We start from the raw sequence: 4,804 nt of genomic DNA on the forward strand, positions 1-4,804 counted from the left end.
ACACTGCACGCGTTGCACTATCATGCGGTCGATGTGTTCGCGGTTCAGAAGGATGTGGCCCGGCTCGAGACGCCGGGGCTGGAGGCTTTGCTGACCCCGCCGCTGGCCAATGGCGTCAACTGGTCCGAGGACGAGGTGGCGGCCGAGCTCGACAACAACGCCCAGGGGATACTGGGCTATGTCGTGCGCTGGATCGATCAGGGGGTGGGGTGTTCCAAGGTGCCGGACATCCACGACATCGGCCTGATGGAGGACCGGGCGACGCTGCGGATCAGTTCGCAGCATATCGCCAACTGGCTGCTGCACGGGGTCTGCACGGCCGATCAGGTTGAGGCGGCCTTCCAGCGCATGGCGGCCAAGGTCGATGGTCAGAATGCGGGCGATCCGCTGTATCGGCCGATGGCGGCGGACCCGGATAACAGTCTGGCCTATCAGGCGGCGCGGGCGCTCGTGTTCGAAGGCGTCGAGCAGCCTAACGGCTATACCGAGCCGTTGCTGCATGCCTGGCGGTTGAAGGCCAAGGCGGCTCAGTCCGTCTGACGGGTCTTGGGCGGAGCGGGCGGTTCCGGCGTCTCGGCCTCGTCGTCGGCCATGACGTCGTCGGCGGCGTCGTTGGCGGTTCGGGCGGGACTTTGCGGGCCGGTCGGTCGCGGCGGTGAGCCGACGCCGTAGCCGAGGCGCTTCAAGGCCTCCTCGCCGTCCAGGCCGAAGGCGGTGCGCAGGCGAAGATCGGTCTGGGGCACCGGCACCTCGACGCCCGCCGCGTCCAGGGCGTCGGCGATCAGCCAGGTGTAGGCGGCATGCATGGCCGCCGGCCGTTTGACGGCGTCACGCGTCGGCCAGACCACCAGTTCGAACGACAGGCCCCGATCGCCGAAGGCCACCAGCCAGACCTGGCTCTTGCGGGCCTCCGTTTCCGGCAGGGTGAAGGGGCTGGCGCGGGCGGCGGCCAGAACCGCATCGCGCACCTGTCCCCGGTCCGACCCATAGGCGACGGTGAAGGGCACATGGATGCGGCGGGTGTCGCCCTTCATCGTCCAGTTGGTGACGGGCTGTTCGATGAAGCGCGAGTTGGGCACCAGGACGTTGACGTTGTCGTTGGTGCGGACACGGGTGGCGCGCGGTCCGATCTCCATGATGGCGCCGCGGATGCCGATGTCCTCGATCTCGATATAGTCGCCGACCGACACCATCCGGTCGAAGATCAGGAACAGGCCGGAGACGAACTCCTTGACCACCCCCTGCAGACCCAGACCCACGCCGATGCCGAGCGCGCCGGCGAAGACGGTCAGGGACGACAGGTTCAGCCCTGCCGCCGACAGGGCCGACATGACGCCGACGACAATGATGCCGTAGCCCGCCAGACGCTCCAGCAGATAGATCGCCTGACGGCTGCGGTCCGAGCGTTCGCGCACCCGGCGCAGCGACCGCGTCACCACCCAATGGGCGGCGAAGGCGATCAGCAGGATCACGCCCGCGCTGACCAGACCGCCCAGCGTCAGATTGATCCCGGCGACGCGGGCGATCTGCGACTGCTCAATGGTGTCGAGGCCCAGCTTCTGGATCGGATTGGTCATCGCGTCCTAGAGCGTCCACCGAACGGTCAAGGTTCCGAACCTAGATGGCGAAGTCCTCGGTCGAGAACCGCCCATCCAGCCAGGCAACGATGCGCTCGGCGGCGTCCTCGGGCGACATGGTGGTGGTGTCCACGACGATCTCGGGGCTTTCGGGGGCTTCATAGGGGCTGTCGATGCCGGTGAAGTTCTTGAGCTCTCCCGCGCGGGCCTTCCTGTACAGACCCTTGACATCGCGGGCCTCGGCCACCGCCAGGGGCGTGTCGACGTGGACCTCGACGAACTCGCCCTCGCCCAGCAGGTCGCGGGCCAGGCGGCGTTCGGCGCGGAAGGGCGAGATGAAGCTGACCAGGACGATCAGGCCCGCGTCCACCATCAGTTTCGACACCTCGGCGACGCGGCGGATGTTCTCGACCCGGTCCTCCTCCGTAAAGCCCAGGTCGCGGTTGAGGCCGTGGCGGACATTGTCGCCGTCCAGCAGATAGGTGTGGCGACCGTCGGCGTGCAGCCGCTTTTCCACCAGATCGGCGATGGTCGACTTGCCTGCGCCCGACAGGCCGGTCAGCCAGATGACTCGACCCTTTTGGTTTTTGATGGCCGCGCGCGCGGCCTTGTCCACCGACAGGGCCTGCCAGTGGATGTTGTGGGCGCGGCGCAGGGCGAAGTGCAGCAAACCCGCCCCGACCGTCCGGTTCGAAATCCGGTCGATCAGGATGAAGCCGCCCAGATCCTTATTTTCGACATAGGGGGCGAAGGCGACGGGGGCGTCCAGCGACAGGTTACAGACGCCGATTTCGTTCAGCTCGAGCCGTTTGGCCGGCTGCTGCTCCAGGGTGTTGACGTTCACCTTATGCTTGGGCTCGGTGATGGTGGCGCCCACCAGCTTCGCGCCGATCTTGAGAAGGTAAGGCCGGCCCGGCAGCAGGGGCTCGTCGTCCATCCAGACCACTGTGGCCTCGAACTGGTCGGCAGCCTCGGGCGGGGCGTCGGCGCTGGCCAGGACGTCGCCGCGCGAGACATCGATCTCGTCGGCCAGGGTCAGGGTGATCGACTGGCCGGCGACAGCCTCAGCCAGGTCGCCGTCGGCGGTGACGATGCGGGCGACGGTCGAGGTCTTGCCCGACGGCAGGACGCGCACCGGATCGCCCGGCCGCACGGTACCGGCGGCGATCTGGCCGGAGAAGCCGCGGAAGTCGAGATTGGGCCGGTTGACCCACTGCACCGGCAGGCGGAAGGGATCGGCCTGAAGAGCGTCGCCGACCTCCAGCGTTTCCAGCAGGCTCATCAGCGGCGGCCCGGCGTACCAGGGCGAATGGGCGCTGGCCTCGGTGATGTTGTCGCCGCGCAGGGCCGACATCGGAATGGCGTCGAAGCGCTTCAGGCCGATCTGGTCGGCGAAGTCGGAGAAGTCGGCGACGATGGCGTCGAACACGGACCGAGACCAGCCCATGAGGTCCATCTTGTTGACCGCCAGGATGACGTGGCGGATGCCCAGCAGGCTGACCAGATAGGCGTGGCGCCGCGTCTGGGTCAGCACGCCGCGCCGGGCGTCGATCAGGATGACGGCGGCGTCGGCGGTCGAGGCGCCGGTGACCATGTTTCGCGTGTACTGCTCGTGGCCGGGCGTATCGGCGACGATGAATTTGCGCTTCTCAGTCGAGAAGAAGCGATAGGCCACATCAATGGTGATGCCCTGTTCCCGCTCGGCGGCCAAGCCGTCGACCAGCAGGGCGAAGTCAATGTCGCCGCCCTGGGTGCCGACGCGGCGACTGTCCGCCTCCAGCGCCGCCATCTGATCCTCGAAGATCATCTTGGAGTCGTACAGCAACCGGCCGATCAGGGTGGACTTGCCGTCGTCCACGCTGCCGCAGGTGATGAAGCGAAGCAGGCTCTTGTGCTGATGGGCGTCCAGATAGGCGTCGATGTCGCGGGCGATTAGGTCCGATTGGTGGGCCATCAGAAATAGCCCTCCTGCTTCTTCTTCTCCATCGAGGCGGACTGGTCGTGGTCGATCATCCGGCCCTGCCGCTCCGAGGTGGTGGTCAGAAGCATTTCCTGAATGACCTCGGGCAGGGTCGCGGCCGTGCTCTCGACCGCCCCGGTCAGGGGGTAGCAGCCCAGGGTGCGGAAACGGACGGACTTCATCTGGGGCGTCTCGCCGGGGCGCAGCCGGAACCGGTCGTCATCGACCATGATCAGGGCGCCGTCCCGCTCAACCACCGGCCGTTCGGCGGCCAGATACAGCGGCACGATGGGGATCCGCTCCAGGTGGATGTATTGCCAGACGTCCAGCTCGGTCCAGTTTGAGATCGGGAAGACGCGGATGCTCTCGCCGGGCTTTTTGCGCGTGTTGTAGAGCCGCCAGAGTTCGGGGCGCTGGTTCTTTGGGTCCCAACGGTGTTCTGCGGTGCGGAAGGAGAAGATCCGCTCCTTGGCGCGCGACTTCTCCTCGTCGCGCCGGGCGCCGCCGAAGGCCGCGTCGAAGCCGTAATGGTTCAGGGCCTGTTTCAGACCTTCGGTCTTCCACAGGTCCGTGTGCAGGGCCGAGCCGTGATCGAAGGGGTTGATGCCGCGTGCGAGGGCGTTGGGGTTCTGGTGGACCAGCAGCTCGACGCCCAGATCGGCCGCCGCCTGTTCGCGCATCGCGTACATGGCGCGAAACTTCCACGTCGTGTCGACGTGCAGAAGCGGGAAGGGCGGCCTGGACGGATAGAAGGCCTTCTTCGCCAGATGCAGCATGACGGCCGAGTCCTTGCCGATCGAATACAGCATGACCGGGCGCTCGGCCTCGGCCGCCACCTCGCGCAGGATGTGGATGCTCTCGGCCTCCAGGCGCTGAAGGTGCGTCAGGCGCGGCGCGGACAGGGTTGGGTTCGCAGTCAGAATGGCAGTATCCACCGAGGGGCTCCGTCGAGCGGAGGTGACAACGCCAATGTGCGACGTAAGACAAGCGATTGATACTGCCATGTCCTGTGAGATTTCCGACCTGACGGGCAAGAGGTCCAAGAACAGCGTTGTGACGTAACGGAACCAGGGTCGCCGAAAGCGGCTTATGGCATCAAAACGGAAACGCCCATGTCCAGCTTGAAATCCCTCGCCGCATCCGCCGCCGCCGCGATCGCGCTGGCGGGATGCGTGACCGCACCGTCGCCTTCCGAATATCGCGCGCCCCAGCCGGCCAAGCCGGTGGACGTGCAGCGTCTGTGGTCCGGGCGCTGGCACGAGATCGC

3 protein-coding genes and 2 pseudogenes are annotated in these 4,804 nt (G+C 66.6%); 2 read left to right on the top strand and 3 right to left on the bottom strand.

All coding sequences use genetic code 11. From position 1 onward, the window contains the following. Positions 1-540: pseudogene (locus RT123_RS05755) on the top strand (malate synthase G); the annotation flags it as partial. Here RT123_RS05755 and RT123_RS05760 read toward each other — a convergent pair. From RT123_RS05760 to cysD, 3 genes are read right to left on the bottom strand one after another with little or no spacing between them, the layout of a single operon-like run. Then, positions 528-1,577, bottom strand: coding sequence for a mechanosensitive ion channel domain-containing protein (locus RT123_RS05760; protein ID WP_313008303.1), 1,050 nt, complete (start codon positions 1,575-1,577; stop codon positions 528-530). The pseudogene RT123_RS05755 and the gene RT123_RS05760 overlap by 13 nt on opposite strands. A gap of 40 nt (positions 1,578-1,617) precedes the next feature. Then, entirely contained in the window at positions 1,618-3,531 is a 1,914-nt protein-coding gene (gene cysN, locus RT123_RS05765) for a sulfate adenylyltransferase subunit CysN (protein WP_313008304.1), read from the bottom strand. Next, on the bottom strand, positions 3,531-4,472 hold the full coding sequence (gene cysD / locus RT123_RS05770; protein WP_313008305.1) for a sulfate adenylyltransferase subunit CysD: 942 nt from the start codon (positions 4,470-4,472) through the stop codon (positions 3,531-3,533). Before cysD ends, cysN begins: the two co-directional genes overlap by 1 nt. Before the next feature lie 177 nt (positions 4,473-4,649). Between cysD and RT123_RS05775 the strand changes: the two are divergent. Next, positions 4,650-4,804, top strand: a pseudogene (locus RT123_RS05775) (lipocalin); the annotation flags it as partial.

The organism is Brevundimonas vesicularis (genome assembly GCF_032067225.1).
Lineage (GTDB): Bacteria > Pseudomonadota > Alphaproteobacteria > Caulobacterales > Caulobacteraceae > Brevundimonas > Brevundimonas vesicularis_F.

Coding starts and splice junctions, on each gene's coding strand:
- cysN (WP_313008304.1), bottom strand. CDS start 3,531: ATGGCCCACCAATCGGACCTAATCGCCCGCGACATCGACGCCTATCTG.
- RT123_RS05760 (WP_313008303.1), bottom strand. CDS start 1,577: ATGACCAATCCGATCCAGAAGCTGGGCCTCGACACCATTGAGCAGTCG.